This is a genomic window from Nocardioides immobilis (assembly GCF_003515065.1).
Taxonomy (GTDB): domain Bacteria; phylum Actinomycetota; class Actinomycetes; order Propionibacteriales; family Nocardioidaceae; genus Nocardioides; species Nocardioides immobilis.
On the sequence record NZ_QXGH01000030.1, the window covers coordinates 1 to 15,293 of the forward strand.

The 15,293-nt window shown below is 72.7% G+C and carries 14 protein-coding genes; 10 read left to right on the plus strand and 4 right to left on the minus strand.

Annotated features, from left to right (window positions below; translation table 11 throughout):
* Positions 1-264: 264 nt before the first annotated feature.
* The 3 genes from D0Z08_RS23005 to D0Z08_RS23015 are packed head-to-tail and all read left to right on the plus strand — an operon-like array spanning position 265 to position 1,670.
* Entirely contained in the window at positions 265-876 is a 612-nt protein-coding gene (locus tag D0Z08_RS23005) for a hypothetical protein (RefSeq protein ID WP_118927625.1), read from the plus strand.
* Positions 873-1,334, plus strand: a complete 462-nt coding sequence (locus tag D0Z08_RS23010; RefSeq protein ID WP_182481446.1) for an SDR family NAD(P)-dependent oxidoreductase — start codon at positions 873-875, stop codon at positions 1,332-1,334. Before D0Z08_RS23005 ends, D0Z08_RS23010 begins: the two co-directional genes overlap by 4 nt.
* 33 nt (positions 1,335-1,367) lie before the next feature.
* Complete coding sequence (locus D0Z08_RS23015; RefSeq protein WP_118927627.1) at positions 1,368-1,670, plus strand: hypothetical protein; 303 nt, start codon at positions 1,368-1,370, stop codon at positions 1,668-1,670.
* Between the two features lie 103 nt (positions 1,671-1,773).
* On the opposite strand, the gene D0Z08_RS23020 is transcribed toward D0Z08_RS23015, so the two are convergent.
* Genes D0Z08_RS23020 through D0Z08_RS23030 form a run of 3 tightly spaced genes read right to left on the minus strand, consistent with a single transcriptional unit; the run spans position 1,774 to position 5,876 of the window.
* Positions 1,774-3,390, minus strand: a complete 1,617-nt coding sequence (locus tag D0Z08_RS23020) for a pyruvate, phosphate dikinase (protein WP_220454311.1) — start codon at positions 3,388-3,390, stop codon at positions 1,774-1,776.
* A gap of 31 nt (positions 3,391-3,421) precedes the next feature.
* Entirely contained in the window at positions 3,422-4,177 is a 756-nt protein-coding gene (locus tag D0Z08_RS23025; protein ID WP_118927724.1) for a glucose 1-dehydrogenase, read from the minus strand.
* A 28-nt stretch (positions 4,178-4,205) separates the two neighbouring features.
* The gene (locus D0Z08_RS23030; protein WP_118927628.1) at positions 4,206-5,876 is read right to left on the minus strand and encodes an FAD-dependent oxidoreductase; all 1,671 of its coding nucleotides are present in this window, start codon (positions 5,874-5,876) and stop codon (positions 4,206-4,208) included.
* 152 nt (positions 5,877-6,028) lie between these two features.
* Between D0Z08_RS23030 and D0Z08_RS23035 the strand changes: the two genes are divergently transcribed.
* Genes D0Z08_RS23035 through D0Z08_RS23060 form a run of 6 tightly spaced genes read left to right on the plus strand, consistent with a single transcriptional unit; the run spans position 6,029 to position 13,835 of the window.
* The gene (locus D0Z08_RS23035) at positions 6,029-7,213 is read left to right on the plus strand and encodes a hypothetical protein (RefSeq protein ID WP_118927629.1); all 1,185 of its coding nucleotides are present in this window, start codon (positions 6,029-6,031) and stop codon (positions 7,211-7,213) included.
* Positions 7,210-8,013: an SDR family oxidoreductase gene (locus D0Z08_RS23040; RefSeq protein WP_220454312.1), complete on the plus strand. Its 804-nt coding sequence runs from the start codon at positions 7,210-7,212 to the stop codon at positions 8,011-8,013. The genes D0Z08_RS23035 and D0Z08_RS23040 overlap by 4 nt, the downstream gene beginning before the upstream one ends.
* A gap of 21 nt (positions 8,014-8,034) precedes the next feature.
* On the plus strand, positions 8,035-9,123 hold the full coding sequence (locus D0Z08_RS23045; RefSeq protein WP_118927631.1) for a sulfotransferase family protein: 1,089 nt from the start codon (positions 8,035-8,037) through the stop codon (positions 9,121-9,123).
* A 49-nt stretch (positions 9,124-9,172) separates the two neighbouring features.
* Entirely contained in the window at positions 9,173-10,441 is a 1,269-nt protein-coding gene (locus D0Z08_RS23050) for an ABC transporter substrate-binding protein (protein WP_182481447.1), read from the plus strand.
* Positions 10,438-11,130 (plus strand): ABC transporter ATP-binding protein, encoded by a 693-nt coding sequence (locus D0Z08_RS23055; RefSeq protein ID WP_118927633.1) that lies wholly within the window; start codon positions 10,438-10,440, stop codon positions 11,128-11,130. The genes D0Z08_RS23050 and D0Z08_RS23055 overlap by 4 nt, the downstream gene beginning before the upstream one ends.
* A complete protein-coding gene (locus D0Z08_RS23060) occupies positions 11,127-13,835 on the plus strand; it encodes a branched-chain amino acid ABC transporter permease/ATP-binding protein (RefSeq protein WP_118927634.1) in 2,709 nt (902 codons plus the stop codon). Before D0Z08_RS23055 ends, D0Z08_RS23060 begins: the two co-directional genes overlap by 4 nt.
* Before the next feature lie 126 nt (positions 13,836-13,961).
* On the opposite strand, the gene D0Z08_RS23065 is transcribed toward D0Z08_RS23060, so the two are convergent.
* A complete protein-coding gene (locus D0Z08_RS23065; protein ID WP_118927635.1) occupies positions 13,962-14,822 on the minus strand; it encodes an SDR family oxidoreductase in 861 nt (286 codons plus the stop codon).
* 99 nt (positions 14,823-14,921) lie between these two features.
* On the opposite strand from D0Z08_RS23065, the gene D0Z08_RS23070 reads away from it, so the two are divergent.
* Positions 14,922-15,287, plus strand: coding sequence for a winged helix-turn-helix transcriptional regulator (locus D0Z08_RS23070; RefSeq protein ID WP_245994329.1), 366 nt, complete (start codon positions 14,922-14,924; stop codon positions 15,285-15,287).
* Positions 15,288-15,293: the final 6 nt, after the last annotated feature.

The window sequence follows — 15,293 nt, forward strand, 5'->3', positions numbered from 1 at the left end:
GGCCCGAGCCTGGCTCGGTGTGATCTGGCGCTGCTGGCAGAACGACACCGCCTACGACCCCGACCAACACGGCGCCCTCAGAGCACTCCTCGACGCCGCTGACGCGGCCTGACGTTGACACAGGGCTACTCATCGGACAACCCTGTCCCGCGCCCGACCCGAGCGCGTGCCGCCGTCCCGCTCAACGGGAGAGACCGCCATCACAGGACCTCGCCCGGTCCACTGTTGGGCCGACGACGTTTCGATTCGACGAGAGGTGCACCGATGTCGGACCTGGCCGTGCTGCGGACCGTGGAGCTGAAGGGACGGGTCCGCGACGAGGATCTCGCCCCGCCCTTGGGACTCGACCCGACGGAGGCCGGGCGCCGGCTCGCCGCTCTCGCTGCGCGCGGCCTCGTCACGCCGGTCGGCAAGGCACACCGCCTCTCCGAGGAGGGGCGCACCCAGCTCGCTGTCCTGCTCGAGGCGGACCGCGGCGGCGTCGACGGTGTCGCCCTCGAGCGTGCCTACGACGAGTTCTGCTCGTTCAACGCCGAGCTCAAGAGCGTGATCACCGGCTGGCAGGTGCGGGCCGACGGATCGCCGAACGACCACACCGACCCGGCGTACGACGCCGGCGTCCTGGCCCGTCTCGCCGACCTCCACCTCCGCGTGCTCCCCCTCCTCGATCGGCTCGGCGCGATCGCGGGCCGGCTGGCGCCGTACTCGGGACGCCTGCAGAACGCACAGGAGCGGATCGCCGCCGGTGACACCACCTGGGTGGCGCGCCCGATCATGGACAGCTATCACACGGTCTGGTTCGAGCTCCACGAGGACCTGATCCAGCTCTGCGGCCGCACCCGGCTCGCCGAGGCGGCCGAGGGACGGGCCCTGTGACGGCCGCGGCCGACCTCGCCGGCCGGCTCACCGTCGTCTCCGGCGCCGGTGGCGGGATCGGCGCCGGGCTGGCCCGCGAGGCAGTGAGCCGTGGGATGAAGGTGCTGGCGCTCGACGTCGACGCGGCGCGACTGGCCGCGCTGGCCGGGTCTCTCCCCCGCGACGCCGTCCGCACCGCCGTGGTCGACGTGGCCGATGCCGAGGCGGTGGCCGCCGCCGCGAGCGAGGCGACCGCCGCGTGGGGCCCCGCCGCGCTGATCTGCTGCAACGCCGGCATCGAGTTCGCCGGCCGGACCTGGGACATGACGCCCGACCAGTGGCGCCGGCTCCAGGGCATCAACGTCGACGGCGCCTTCCACCTGCTGCACGCCTTCCTGCCGGCCACCATCGCCGACGGCCGGCCCGGTCACGTGCTCGTCACGTCGTCGGTCGGCGGCCTCTCCAGCGGCGCCGGGTAGGCGGCCTACATCGTCAGCAAGTACGGCGTCCGCGTGCTCGCCGAGTGCCTCCGCGCCGACCTCGTCGAGGCCGGCCACGCTATCGGGGTCAGCGTGCTGCTGCCGGGCCCCGTGCGCACCAACATCTTCACCGACGCCGCCGCGACCGGCACCGCGGGCGAGGACCTGCGGAGCTCGCTGGCCGCCATGCTCGCTGAGCACGGAACTTCGCCCGACGAGGTGGCGGCGCTGGCCCTCGACGCCGTGGAGCGCGACCAGTTCTGGGTGCACCCGCACCCCGACCTGTCGTCGGCGTTCATCGAGGCCCAGCACCTGGAGCTCGTCGGCGGGCTGTGAGTCCGGCTGGTCGGCTCAGGCCGACCGCGCGGCCTCGACCGTCCTCGCGGTCGCGGTTCGACAGGCCCGCTACCCCGGTCGTGAGAGTGCTCCCTCGGCGTTGTTACTGGTCACGGCACCGTGGGAGCGCACCACGCTCCGTGGGAGAGCACCTGTCCGCCTCGACCCGGTCGGGCAGCCACTCGCCGAGCGGCTGCGCCAGGAGCCAGTCGCGCTCGGCCTCGGGGAGGTCCGCGGTGACCAGTGCCGCCAGCCGGACCAGGTGCCGGTCGGCGGTCGCGTCCTGCGCGACCAGCCGGCCCAGCCACACCCGGCCGGTGCTGCCGTCCACGGTGACCTCGTGGCCGGCGAGCCGGTCGAGGGTGCCGGCGCCGCAGCCGACCACGCAGGGTCGGCCGATCTCCCGGCTCACGACCGCGGCGTGGGAGGTCGCGCCGCCGTACTCGGTGACGATCCCGACGGCGGCGAGCATCCCGTGGAAGTCGTCGGGCGACGTCGTCGCCCGGACCAGGACCACGTCCTCACCGGCGTCGGCGCGCTCCTCGGCCTCGTCGGGGTCGGTCACGGCGATCCCGGTCGCGAACCCCGGACAGGCCGCCTCGCCGGCTGCGACCGGGTCACCCACGCCACTGCCGGCCGTCGCGCCCGCGACCGCACGGACCTGGTCCGCCGTCACCCGCAGCACAGCCTGGGCGGGAGCCAGCACGCCCTCGTCCACGAGGTCCACGGCGATCCGGACGGCTGCCCCGGCGGACCGCTTGGCGGCCCGCGACTGCAGGAGCCACAGCCGGCCGGCCTCGACGGTGAACTCGATGTCCTGGACGTCCCCACCGGCCACCTCGAGCGCCGCGGTCGCCCGCAGCAGCTCCGCGTGCACCTCGGGATGGGACCCGGCCAGTGCCGAGAGTGGCAACGGCGTGACTCGTCCGGACACCACGTCCTCGCCCTGTCCGCGGGGCAGCCACTCGCCGAACGGCACCGGCTCCCCGGTGCTCGGGTTGCGGGAGAACAGCACGCCCGTGCCCGACCGGTCGTCGAGGTTGCCGAACACCATTGCCTGCAGGGTGACCGACGTGCCGAGGTCGTCGGCGATCCCGAACGACTCCCGGTAGGCCCGCGCCCGGGCCGACTGCCACGACCCGAACACGGCGGTGACGGCCCCTGCGAGCTGCTCCCACGGATCGTCCGGCACCGCGCCGCTGATCTGGTCGAGCCCCTTGTCGAGCCCAGGGTCGAGCCTGTTGTCCAGGACCGTCTCGCGGTACTGCCGCCGGAACCGGTCCAGCGTGTCCGCGACGTACGCCTCGTCACCGGTCTCCGCGACCAGCGCCTCGGCGGCGGTCCGGCTCAGGCCGAGGTTGAGGACCGTGTCCATCATCCCCGGCATGCTGACCGGCGCACCGCTGCGGACCGAGATCAGCAGCGGTCGGTGTTCCCCGCCGAACCGGCGGCCGGTCTCGGTCTCGAGGAACTCGATCCCGCGCCGCACCTCGTCCCAGAGCTCGTCGGTGAGCTGGCCGCCAGCCGCGTAGAACGCCGCGCAGCTCCCCGTCGTCAGGGCGACGGCGGGTGGCACCGAGAGCCCGAGCGCCCGCATGGCATTGACGCTCCATGCCTTGCCCCCGATCGCGGTGCGACCGAGGGTGCAGGTGCCGTCGAGCCGCACCACGCCGACGGGGACGCCGGCCGCCATCGCGGGCCGGGCTGTGCTGGTGGTCATCGCATCTCCTTCTCGCATCCTTCTCGACGTCTCAGAACGGCACGCCGCTGAGGACGCCGCCGTCGACGACGAACTCGCTACCCGTGCAGTACGCCGACTGGTCCGAGAGCAGGAACGCCGCGAGCGGCGACACCTCCTCCGGCTGGCCCCACCGCGCGATCGGCACCCGCGCGAAGAAGCTCGACGAGTCGGTGTCGCTGCGGTCGCCGGGTCCCTGCGTCATCGGAGTCGCGATGCCACCCGGGTGGATGGAGTTCACCCGGACCCCGGCAGCCCCGAGCTCCTGCGCGGCGGCCTTGGTGAGCCCGCGTACGGCGAACTTGCTCGCGGTGTAGGCCGTCAGGCCGGCCGCGCCGGCCATCCCGTTGATCGAGGACACGTTGACGATCGAGCCTCCGCCGCCGGCGGACAGCACCGGCGCGACCGCGCGGATGCCCAGCCAGGACCCGGTCAGGTTGATGTCGAGGATCCGGCGGAAGCCGGCGAGGTCCATCTCGGCCATCGGCTGGAACACGAGCACGCCGGCGTTGTTGACCAGGCCGTCGAGCCGGCCGAACTGGGCCGTCGCCTCCCGGACGATCGTCTCCCACGCCGCCTCGTCGGTCACGTCGTGATGGACGTAGCTGGCGTTCTTCCCGAGCTCGTCGACCAGGGCCTCGCCGGCGTCGTCGAGGACGTCGCCGATCACGACCTGCGCCCCCTCGGCCACGAAGTGGCGGGCGTGTGCGGCGCCCATGCCGCGGGCGCCGCCCGTGATGATGACGACCCGGTCGTCGAGGATTCCCATGCTGTCCGACTCCTTCATTCGTGGCTCTTCACGTTCGGGGGCCAGCGGCGTGCCGTGCCGCGATGTAGCCGAAGACCATGGCGGGGCCGATGGTGGCGCCCGCGCCGGCGTAGTCGTTGCCCATGACGGACGCGGCGGCGTTGCCGGTGGCGTAGAGGCCGTCGATCGGCGCTCCCCCGTCGTCGACGACGCGGGCGTGCTCGTCGGTCAGCAGACCGCCCTTGGTGCCGAGGTCGCCGGCCTCGATCCGGACGGCGAGGTAGGGCGGCTCCGCCACCGGGCCGAGCACCGGGTTGGCCAGCGTCGGGTCGCCGTAGTAGCGGTCGTAGGCACTGTCCCCACGGCCGTGGTCGCTGTCGGTGCCCGACTCGGCGAGGCGGTTGAAGCGCGCGACCGACCGCTCGAGGGTCTCCGCGTCCATGCCGGTCCGCGCCGCGAGCCCCGCGAGCGTGTCGGCCCGGTGGGCGAGGCCGGCGTCGTACCAGCTCGGCGGCAGGTCCTTGCCCGGGACGACGGCACCGAACGGGTAGCGGCGGCGCGCGACCTGGTCCATCACGAACCACAGGTACGGATGCCCCGCCTCGATCTGCTCGTGGACGAAGGTGACGTACGGCGACGCCTCGTTCGTGAAGCGCTCGCCGTCCGGGGTGAGGATCAGCGAGTTCGGGATCGACCGCTCGGAGACGAGCGAGTGCACCCGCCCCTCCGGCTTGCGGATCGCCGGCATCCACCAGGCGTCGTCCATCAGGTCGAGGGCGGCGCCGACTGCACGGCCGGCCAGGATGCCGTCGCCGGTGTTGCTGTCCGCGCCGCCGGAGACGTCGGGGCGACCGATCTCGGGCAGGTGCTCCTTGCGCATGGTCTCGTTGTGGTCGAAGCCACCCGACGCGATCACCACGCCCCCGCGGGCGCGCACCGACACCGGCACGCCGTCCCGCTCGACGATGGCTCCGACGACCGCGCCGTCCGGGCCGCGCACCAGGTCGAGCAGCGGAGCGTCCAGCCACAGCGGCACGCCGAGGTCGGCGAGCGAGGCCCGCAGCCGGGCGACGAGGGACTGGCCGAGGGAGACCATCCGGCGACGCAGCACCCGGTTGACCAGCGCGCGGAACGCCAGGCGCACGGCGGTCAGCCGACCGCGCCAGGTCCGGGTCACCATCGCGAGCTTGACGTAGTCGGCGGCCGTGATGACCAGCCCTCCGGGCACGGTCATCGAGCTGCCGCGCTGGGTGTCGGCGAGGTCGCCGAGGTTCCGGAGGTCGTACGGCGGGCACTCGACCGTGCGCCCCTCGGGGCGGCCACCGGGCTCCTCCGGGTGGTAGTCGGGATACCCGGGGCACCAGGCGAAGTCGAGGTGGCGGGCGCTGTCGCGGAACAGCTCGAACATCTCCGGGCCGTGGTGGACGAGCGCCTCCAGCCGGGCCCGGGCGACGCGGCCGCCGGTCAGGTGCTCGAGGTGCTCGACCACCCGCTCCTCGGAGTCGACCACGCCGGCCGCGCGGAGGACATGGTTGTTCGGCACCCAGATCCCGCCTCCCGAGAGGGCGGTGGTGCCGCCGTACACCGGCGCCTTCTCGACGACCAGGGTCTCGAGACCGGCGAGCGCACCGGTGAGCGCAGCCGTCATGCCGCCGGCTCCGCTCCCGACGACGAGGAGGTCGACCTCGTGCGTCCAGTCGTCACCGTCGCCAGACGTCATGCTTCCTCCTCGTTTGTTCGGTAGGTGCCCAACCCACCGCACGGGTGCCGCTCCGCGGTGGACTTGTCCCATCCAGCGAAACCTGGACCCGGATGCCACTCAGCGGGACATCCGGCGCCGGTGCCGCGGCCGAGTCCCTAGCGTCGCCCGGCGTGACCGACCATTCGGGTGGCCTTGCTGGATTCGTCTCCGCTCTCCACGAGGCAGAGGCGATCGTCCGCTCTGCCCCCCACGCCCAGGAGGATCGCGACCTCGCCGAGGGACTCGACTACCTCGCGGGCCTGGTGCGCGTCGCCCTCGCGGGGGCGTGGACGGGAGACCCGACCGATCCGTGGTTCGCGCGCCCCTCGACACCGCGGTCGAAGATGGGCCTCGACAACCCGGACACGCTCTACTTCGCCGCCGAGATCTCCGGCGACGCGGAGTACGTCGTCACCGGCACCCGCGGCTCCAGCGCCGACCTGGTCTTCCAGGTCCTGGCCGGCAGCCATGCGGGCAGCACCTCACCGGCGAGCCACCTCGCCTTCGACGACCGCTCGTTCCCGATCGCCGAGGACGGCAGCTTCGAGCTCAGGTTCGGGCCGCCACGAGCCGCGGCCGGTCCGTCGTACTTCGCGCTGGCGCCCGACGCCCGCCGGCTGCTGGTGCGGCAGACCTTCAGCGACTGGAGCGTCGAGCGGCCCGGGCTGCTGCGGGTGCAGCGCGCCGACCGGATCGGCGCGCCCGGTCGCCCGCTCACGATGGAGGTCATCGAGGATCGCTTCCGCCGGGCCGGCGCGACGCTGACCGGCTACCTCCGGACGTTCCTCGACTTCGTCCAGCTCTTCTACCTCGACCAGCCGGTCAACACGATGTACGCGCCCAAGATCACGCCGGGCGGGCTCACCAACCAGTACAGCGCGGCAGGCCACTACGACCTCGCCGACGACCAGGTCCTGGTGGTGACGGTCCCCGCATCCGGGATGCCCTACCAGGGGTTCCAGCTCGGCACCCCGTGGTACGTCTCGCTCGACTACATCAACCACCAGACCAGCCTCACCGCCGACCAGGCCCGGATCGATCCGGACGGGATGATCCGGCTCGTCGTCGGCCGTCGCGACCCGGGCCTGACCAACTGGCTGGAGACCACCGGGCACCGGCGCGGCTACCTCCAGGTCCGATGGCAGCGGGTGACCCGGCCGCTCGGACCCGAGGACGGCCCGACCACCGAGGTGATGGCGTACGACGACCTCGCCGGGCGGCTCCCGTTCTACGCCGACCAGCGCATCGAGCCGGGCGCATGGGCCCGGCGGATCGCCGATCGACAGGCCGCGATCGGCGATCGGATGCTGACGTGACCACCACGACGAGCAACCCGGTCACGAGCGTCCTCGGCGGCAAGGTGGTGCTGGTGGCGGGTGTCGGTCCGGGACTCGGCCGCTCGCTCGCCGTACGGTCCGCGACCGCCGGTGCCGACGTCGTCCTCGCCTCGCGCGACCGGGACCGGCTGGCGCGCGTGGCCGCGGAGGTCGGCGCCCTCGGGCGCCGGGCCGTCGTGGTGCCGACCGACCTCACCGACCCCGCCGCGGTCGCCGCACTCGCGGACCGCATCGTCGACGACGTGGGCCGGCTGGATGCCGTGATCCACAACGCCTACCACCCGCCGAGCCGGGAGGCACTTCTCGACACCGAGCTCGCCTCCGTCGAGGCCGAGCTGGTCTCGTCGCTGCCTGCCCTCGACCTGGTCCGCCGCTGCACGCCGGCGCTCGTCGCCAGCGGCGGGTCCGTGGTGCTCGTGAACTCGATGATCCTGCGCAACCGGTTGCCCGGCTTCGGCGCCTACCGGATGGCCAAGGCCAGCCTGCTGGCGCTGGCCCGTGGACTGTCGGTCGAGCTCGGCCCCCAGGGAGTGCGGGTCAACTCGGTCGCGCCGGGCTACATCCGCGGCGACGCGGTCGAGGCGAGCTTCGCCAAGGCCGCACGGGCGCGCGGCACCACGGTCGAGGCGATCCACGCCGAGGTCGCGGCCGAGACCGACCTGCGGCGGCTACCGCTCCCCGACGAGGTCGCCGACGCCGCCGTGTTCCTCGCCTCCGACCTCGCGCGCTCCGTCACCGGGCAGTGCCTCGACATCAACTCCGGAGCGACCCACCACTGACCCACCACTGAGGAGCCCAAGATGCCGGACCACAGCGAAGCGCTCGACGTGCTGCTCGACAGCTACCGGCGGGACGCCGGCCTCACCGACGCCGGCTGGGCCAAGGTGCGCAAGCGGCTCACCGACGCGCTGGACGCACGCCTGCACACCGAGGCGGCGTGGGCCGCGCACCCGGTCGACGACCACGCGCCGATGCCGCGACCGGTGTTCGTGACCGGTCTCCCCCGCTCGGGGACGACGGCTCTGCACCGGCTGCTCTGCGCCGACCCCCGTCACCAGGGACTCGAGCTGTGGCTGGCTGCGGCTCCGCAGCCGAGGCCGCCCCGGGCGGAATGGCCGGACCACCCCGACCACCGGCGCGTGCAGGACGACGTCGACCGACGGATCGCGGCGACGCCCGGGCTCAGCGGGATGCACTTCCTGGCGCCCGACGTCGTCGAGGAGTGCTGGTGGCTCGACCGGCAGACCTTCCGCTCCTGGTCCTTCCCGAGCACCAGCCACCTGCCCTCGTACGCCACGTGGCTGGGGGCGCAGGACCTCACCGCGGACTACCAGCGGCACCGGCGGATCCTGGGGCTGATCGGAGCGAACGACCCCGACCGCCGCTGGGTGCTCAAGAACCCGAGCCACCTGTTCGCACTCGACGCCCTGCTCGCCGCCTACCCGGACGCGCTCGTCGTGCAGATCCACCGCGACCCGCTCGCCACCATCGCCTCGGTCAGCAGCCTCACCGCGAGCTCGGCCCGCGGCACGTCGACGGTGTTCACGCCCGCCAGGATCGGGCGCTGGAGCCTCGATCTCTGGGCTCGCGCCGCGGACGGCTTCCGCGCCGCGCGGGCGTCGTACTCCCCGACGACGTTCGTCGACGTCGCCTACCGCGACCTGGTCGCCGACCCGCTGGCGACCGTCTCCCAGGTGTACGACGCCCTCGGCGTGCCGTTCGACGAAGCCGCCCGGGCATCCGTGGTGGCCGCCGATGCCGCCAGCCGTCAGGGCGCCCAGCGGCCGGACCACCGGTACGCGCTCGCCGACTTCGGGTTGCGCGAGGCCGAGGTCGCGGAACGGTTCTCCGGCTACCTGGCGGCCCATCCCGAAGCCCGCGCCCACTGAGTGGGACAGGTCACACTCGCACCGAAACCCCGGTCCTACGTTCCGCCACATGACCGAGCAGAGCTCCCCGCAGCAGCGGGCAATGATGACCTTTCCGCCCCTGAGGCCCCGTGCGCGTGGCCTTGCCGTCGCCGGCGTCCTCCTCCTCGGCCTCACGGCCTGTGGTGGGGGCGACGACGAGCCCGAGACGACGCCGACCCAGGACCCCGACCTCACCTTCACCGGTGAGCCCGTGAAGGTCATGACCGTCACCCCCTACGACACGGACACCCTCAACATGCGGGCGGCGCTCGACGTCGCCGACGGTGCCCGGGTCGCGATCAACAACGCCGGCGGCATCAACGGCCACGAGCTGGTGGTCATCGCGTGCAACGAGGGCGCCGACCCCAACAAGGCCGCGGACTGCGCACGCCAGGCCGTCGAGGAGGACGTCTCCGCCATGGTCGGCGGCTTCACCGCGAACGGCGACACGATCATGCCGATCCTCGAGGAGGCGGGCATCCCCTGGATCGCGCCGACGGGGATCTCGGCCGCCGAGCTCACGAGCGAGCTCAGCTACCCCATCAGCTCGGGCGTCGTCGGACTCGCCAGCCTGGGCGCCAGAACTGCCGAGGACGGGTGCGACGACGTCGCCTTCGTGACCTACGACCTCCCCACGACCGACCAGGTGGCGGGTCTGGTCGACGTCGGCCGCGCCAGCCAGGGCAGCGAGCCGACCACGCAGATCAAGGTCCCACCGACGACCACGGACTACAGCAGCATCGCCCAGGAGATCGCCGACTACGACTGCGCCGTGATGGCGCTCCCGTCCAACGCGCTCGTCGGCATGTCCGCCGCCGGCGCCAGCCTCGGCAGCGGGACGACGTACTACGTCGTACCCGGCGGCCTCACCGACTCGGCGACCGACCAGGCCGCCGGCACCCTCGAGGGCGCGGTGACGCTGTCCTCCTTCCCGGCGGCCACCGACGGGGTGTGGGACGACGCCAAGGCAGCCGTCGGCGATCTCGAGGGCGAGGAGAACGGCGGCTGGTCGTTGATGTGGTACCAGAACACCTGGGCCGGCTACCAGACGTTCGCCTCCCTCCTCGAGGGCAAGGACGACCTCAGCGCGCGCGGCGTCGCGAAGGTGTTCGGTACGGCGGCCGGCGTGGAGACCGACTTCACCGCACCGATCGACTTCACCCAGGAGTTCCCCGCACCCGGGCTGAACCGGATGTTCAACCGCCAGATCCTGTTCATCTCGGTCGAGGACGGAGCGCTCGAGCCCGAGTCCGGCGACTTCGTCGACCTCGCAGCCGCGCTGGCACCGGCACCGTGACCAGGACGGCCCTCGAGGCCCGCGAGCTGACCGCGGGCTACGGCGGCACCCCGGCCGTGCACGGTCTCGACCTGACCGTGCACGCCGGGGAGGTCCTCGCCCTCCTCGGTGCCAACGGGGCCGGCAAGACGACCACCTTGCTCGCCCTGTCCGGTGAGCTGCCGCCCCTGGCGGGCTCGGTCGCCGTGCTCGGTGACGGGCGCAGGCGCCGCCTGCACCAACGCGCCCGCCAGGGGCTGGGCTTCCTCACCGAGGAGCGCTGTGTGTTCATGCAGCTCACCGGCTGGCAGAACCTCAAGATCGGCCGTGGCCGGCCGGAGCGGGCGCTCGACTACTTCCCCGAGCTCGAGCCCCACCTTGGCAAGAAGGTGGGGCTCCTGTCCGGCGGTCAGCAGCAGATGCTCGCCCTGGGACGGATCCTCGCAGCCCGGCCGCGGGTGCTCCTCGCCGACGAGCTCTCCCTCGGCCTGGCGCCGCTGGTGGTCGACCGACTGCTGGCCGCGATCCGTCAGGCCGCCGACGCAGGGGTCGCCGTCGTACTCGTGGAGCAGCACGTCCGTCAGGCCCTCGCGGTCGCCGACCACGTGCACGTCCTGCGGCGCGGCCGGGTGGTGCTCTCCGGCCCCGCCGCCGAGCTCCGCGACGACGCCGAGCGGATCGCCGCCACCTACCTGAGTGAGAACCCATGACCGACGTCCTTCGCTACGCACTGCTCGGCCTCGGCACGGGCGGGATCTACGCGCTCCTCGCGGTCGGTCTCGTCGTCATCTACCGCGGCTCGGGCGTCATCAACTTCGCGCACGCGGGCTTCGCCCTCGTCGGCGCGTACATGACGTACCACCTCCAGACGCTGGAGGGACACGGCCTCGCGTTCTCGCTGACGGCTGCCGTCCTGCTGACCGCGGTCCTCGGGGTGCTCACCCACCACCTGGTGATGCGCCCCCTCCGCGGCGCCAGTCCGCTCGCACGGGTGATCGCCACGCTCGGCCTCCTGACCGTGCTCACCCAGGCGGTGCAGCTCAAGTACGGCACCCAGCAGCTCCTGACCCGGTCCCCGCTGCCCAACGACGCCGTGACCGTCGCGACCGACGTGGTGGTCGGCCGGTACGCGTTCTGGCTGGTCGGCATCGCGGTGGTGACCACGCTGGTGCTCACCGTCGTCAGCGCCCGCACCCGGATGGGCCACGCCATCTCCGCGGCGGCCGAGAACCCACGCGGCGCCGCGGCGCTCGGCTGGGCGCCGGACCTGCTCGCCAGCGTCACCTGGGCGATCGGCGGCGGGCTGGCCGCGCTGGCCGGTGGCCTGTTCCCGGCGACGACCTTCGGCTTCCTGTCGCCGGTGCCGTTCGGCGTGCTGATCATCGGCGCGCTCGCGACCGCTCTCCTCGGCGGCTTCCGGTCCTACCCGCTCGCGCTCGTCGGCGGCCTCCTCATCGGTGCCGCACAGTCGGCCACCCGGCACTGGACCAACCAGACCGGCGTACCGGACGCGGTGCCGTTCCTCGTGATCATCGTGGTGCTGGTACTGCGTGGGCGCGGTCTGCCGCTGCGCGGCAGCGTCACCGACCGTCTCCCCCGCGTCGGCACCGGGCGGATCCGGCCCGCGCTCGTGCTGGTGCTCGCGGGCGTGGCCATGCTCTGGGTCGGACTCGGCGCACCCGCCGACTGGTACGCACCCACCATCATCAGCGCGACCTTCGCCCTCATCGGGCTGTCGATCGTGGTCCTGACCGGCTACGCCGGTCAGCTGTCGATCGCGCAGTTCGCGCTCGCAGGCATCGGTGCGTTCGCCGCGGGCCGACTCGCCGCGTTCCACGGCTGGCGGTTCGAACCCGCGCTGGTGGCCGGTGTCGTCGTCGCGATGGCGGTGGGCCTGCTCTTCGCCCTGCCCGCGCTGCGGACCCGCGGCGTCAACCTGGCGGTGGTGACGTTCGGCCTGGGCTTCGCCGTGCACCAGATCGTGTTCAGCAACAGCGACTACACCGCGAAGGTCGCCCCCGGCGAGATCAGCCTGTTCGGGCTCGACATCGAGCCGATCGGGCACGCCCGCAACTACGCGCTGGTCTGTCTCCTCCTGCTGACCCTGACGGCACTGGTCGTCGCCAACGTCCGCCGCGGGCGCAGCGGCAGGCGGCTGCTCGCCGTCCGCACGAACGAGCGCGCCGCCGCCGCCATCGGCGTCAACGTGTTCGAGGCCAAGCTCTACGCGTTCACGCTCTCGGCCGGCATCGCCGGTCTCGGCGGCGTGCTGCTCGGCTTCAGCTATCCGACCATCCTCTATCCGCAGGTCTTCGAGCCGGGTGCCTCGATCACCGTGCTCGTGCTCACCGTGATCGGCAGCATCGGCTACCTGGTCGGCCCGTTCATCGGGGCGCTCTCCGCTCCCGGCGGCCTGATCACCCTGCTGGGGTCAGACACCCCGGCCGTCGCGGCCCAGGCCGACCCCGGGTGGCAGCAGTACCTGCCCCTGGCGGCTGCCCTCGCGCTGGTGCTCACGCTGATCCTCAGCCAGCACGGCGCGGCCGAGTCGCTCGACGCCGCGACCCGGCGACTGCGGGCGCGGATCCCCGGCTTGCGACCGGGACGGCCGGCGCCCCTGCCTGCGACGGTCAAGGCGACCGTCCCGGCCGGACGGCTGACGGTCCACGGCCTCACCCAGCGGTTCGGCGGGTTCACGGCGCTCGACGCCGTCGACCTGACCGTCGGCCCCGGCGAGGTGGTCGGGCTGCTCGGTCCCAACGGGGCCGGCAAGACCACCCTGATCGACTGCGTCGCCGGCAACAACCGGGTCACGGCGGGCTCGATCCGGTGGGGAGACCGCGACATCACGCGCTGGGCACCGTACCGCCGGGCCCGGGCCGGGCTCTCGCGCTCGTTCCAGTCACTCGAGCTGTTCGACGACCTCACCGTCCGCGAGAACCTTCTCGCCGCCGCCGACCGGCGGGACCGGCTCGCCTACCTGCTCGACCTGGTGCGGCCCGGGCGGCCCACGCTGCCCGGCACCGTCGTCGCCGCTGTCGACGAGCTCGGGCTCGCTCCGTTGCTCGACACCCGCGCCCAGGACCTCTCCTACGGCCAGCGCCGACTGGTCGCGATCGCCCGAGCGGTCGCGAGCAGCCCGTCGGTGCTCCTGCTCGACGAGCCGGCCGCGGGACTCGACGAGACCGAGAGCACGGAGCTCGGACGGCTGATCCGGCGGCTCGCCGACGAGTGGGGCATGGGGATCCTGCTCATCGAGCACGACGTGGCGCTGGTCCTCGCGAACGCCGACCGGGTCGTCGTCCTCGACTTCGGCCACAAGATCGCCGAGGGCACGCCGAGCGAGATCCGCAACGACACCGCCGTACGCCGTGCCTACCTCGGCGAGGAGGAGCAGCCGGTCAGCGTCGGATGACCTCGGCCGCCCCACGAGGGCGCCGGCCGAGGCGCCGGCCTGGGAGGCTTGCGGAGGCGGGCAGGGCTACGAACGGGTTACGGGGCCCGCGCGACGACGACCCGCCTCCGCGCCCGGACGGTGAGCTCAGGCCAGTGCGGCGCGGATCGCTTCACGCGGCGTCGTCGTGGGCCGACCGATCAGCCTGGCCAGGTCGCCCGAGTCGGTCAGCAGCTCGCCGCGAGCGATGCCCAGGTCGGAGTCGGCCAGGAGCGCGGCGTACGGCTCAGGCAGCCCGACACCCACCAGCGACGAGGTCAGCTCGTCTGCCGAAAGGTCGCGGTAGGCGACCTCGGTGCCGGACTCGGCGCTCAGCGTGGCTGCGTACTCCGCGAGGGTGAACGCGGTGTCGCCACCCAGTTCGTACACCCGACCCGCCTGGTCCTCGGCCACGAGGGCGGCCGCGGCAGCAGCGGCGAAGTCGGTACGCGTCGCCGCACTGACCCGGCCCTCGCCGGCGGCACCCAGGACGACGCCGTGCTCCAGCGCAGTGGCGACCTGACCGGTGTAGTTCTCGATGTACCACGAGTTCCGCAGCAGCACCGTCGCCAGCCCGGACGCGGCCAGCAGTTCCTCGGTCTGCCGGTGTTCCTGAGCGAGGACCATCTCGGAGGTATCGGCGTGTGTGACGCTGGTGTAGCCGAGCAGCTCGACGCCGGCCTCCTTGGCCGCCTCGATGACGTTGGCGTGCTGGGCGACGCGTTCGCCCACGGCACTGGAGGAGACGAGCAGGGCGCGATCGACTCCGGTGAACGCCTCCTTGAGGGAGGTTGGGTCGGTGTAGTCGGCACGGCGGACGACGACGCCGAGCTCCGCGAGGTCAGCGACAGTGTCGGTGTCCCGGGCTGTTGCCACGACGTCGGACGGCGTGATGCCACGTTCGAGGAGAGCATGCACAGTGAGACGGCCGAGCTGTCCGCTGGCGCCTGTGACGAGGTAGGTGGTCATGGGGGTCCTGTTCGTTAGCGGGTAGGTCGACCTGTCCAACGACCGAGCGGCCGGCTAACTTCCCTGTTGATAGTACGCACTAAAAGGTAAGGTACCTACATGTCAGTAAGCATGCCGATGCGTGAGCTCTATCCTGACGGGGTCTTTCCGGAGGCATGCCCCAGCCGCACCCTGCTCGACCACGTGATGAGCAAGTGGGGCGTCCTTGTGCTCCTCGCGCTGTCCGAGGGCGAGCCGCTGCGCTGGAGTGAGGTGCGACGCCGGGCGCAGGGGGTGAGCGAGAAGATGCTCGCGCAGACCCTGCGCACCCTCGCCTCCGACGGGCTCGTCGAGCGCCACGCCCGCCCGGTCGTCCCGCCGCACGTCGAGTACTTCCTCACGCCCGCCGGCGAGCAGCTCGCCGGCCATCTGGTCCCGCTGATGCAGTGGATCGCCGGGCACGCCGGCGAAGTTGATACCTCGTGAGGGTGG

What these genes read in the sequence shown, in the direction of transcription:
- D0Z08_RS23005 (WP_118927625.1), top strand. Translation starts at nt 265, where the DNA reads ATGTCGGACCTGGCCGTGCTGCGGACCGTGGAGCTGAAGGGACGGGTC.
- D0Z08_RS23020 (WP_220454311.1), bottom strand. Translation starts at nt 3,390, where the DNA reads ATGACCACCAGCACAGCCCGGCCCGCGATGGCGGCCGGCGTCCCCGTC.
- D0Z08_RS23025 (WP_118927724.1), bottom strand. Translation starts at nt 4,177, where the DNA reads ATGGGAATCCTCGACGACCGGGTCGTCATCATCACGGGCGGCGCCCGC.
- D0Z08_RS23030 (WP_118927628.1), bottom strand. Translation starts at nt 5,876, where the DNA reads ATGACGTCTGGCGACGGTGACGACTGGACGCACGAGGTCGACCTCCTC.
- D0Z08_RS23045 (WP_118927631.1), top strand. Translation starts at nt 8,035, where the DNA reads ATGCCGGACCACAGCGAAGCGCTCGACGTGCTGCTCGACAGCTACCGG.
- D0Z08_RS23050 (WP_182481447.1), top strand. Translation starts at nt 9,173, where the DNA reads ATGACCGAGCAGAGCTCCCCGCAGCAGCGGGCAATGATGACCTTTCCG.
- D0Z08_RS23060 (WP_118927634.1), top strand. Translation starts at nt 11,127, where the DNA reads ATGACCGACGTCCTTCGCTACGCACTGCTCGGCCTCGGCACGGGCGGG.
- D0Z08_RS23065 (WP_118927635.1), bottom strand. Translation starts at nt 14,822, where the DNA reads ATGACCACCTACCTCGTCACAGGCGCCAGCGGACAGCTCGGCCGTCTC.
- D0Z08_RS23070 (WP_245994329.1), top strand. Translation starts at nt 14,922, where the DNA reads ATGTCAGTAAGCATGCCGATGCGTGAGCTCTATCCTGACGGGGTCTTT.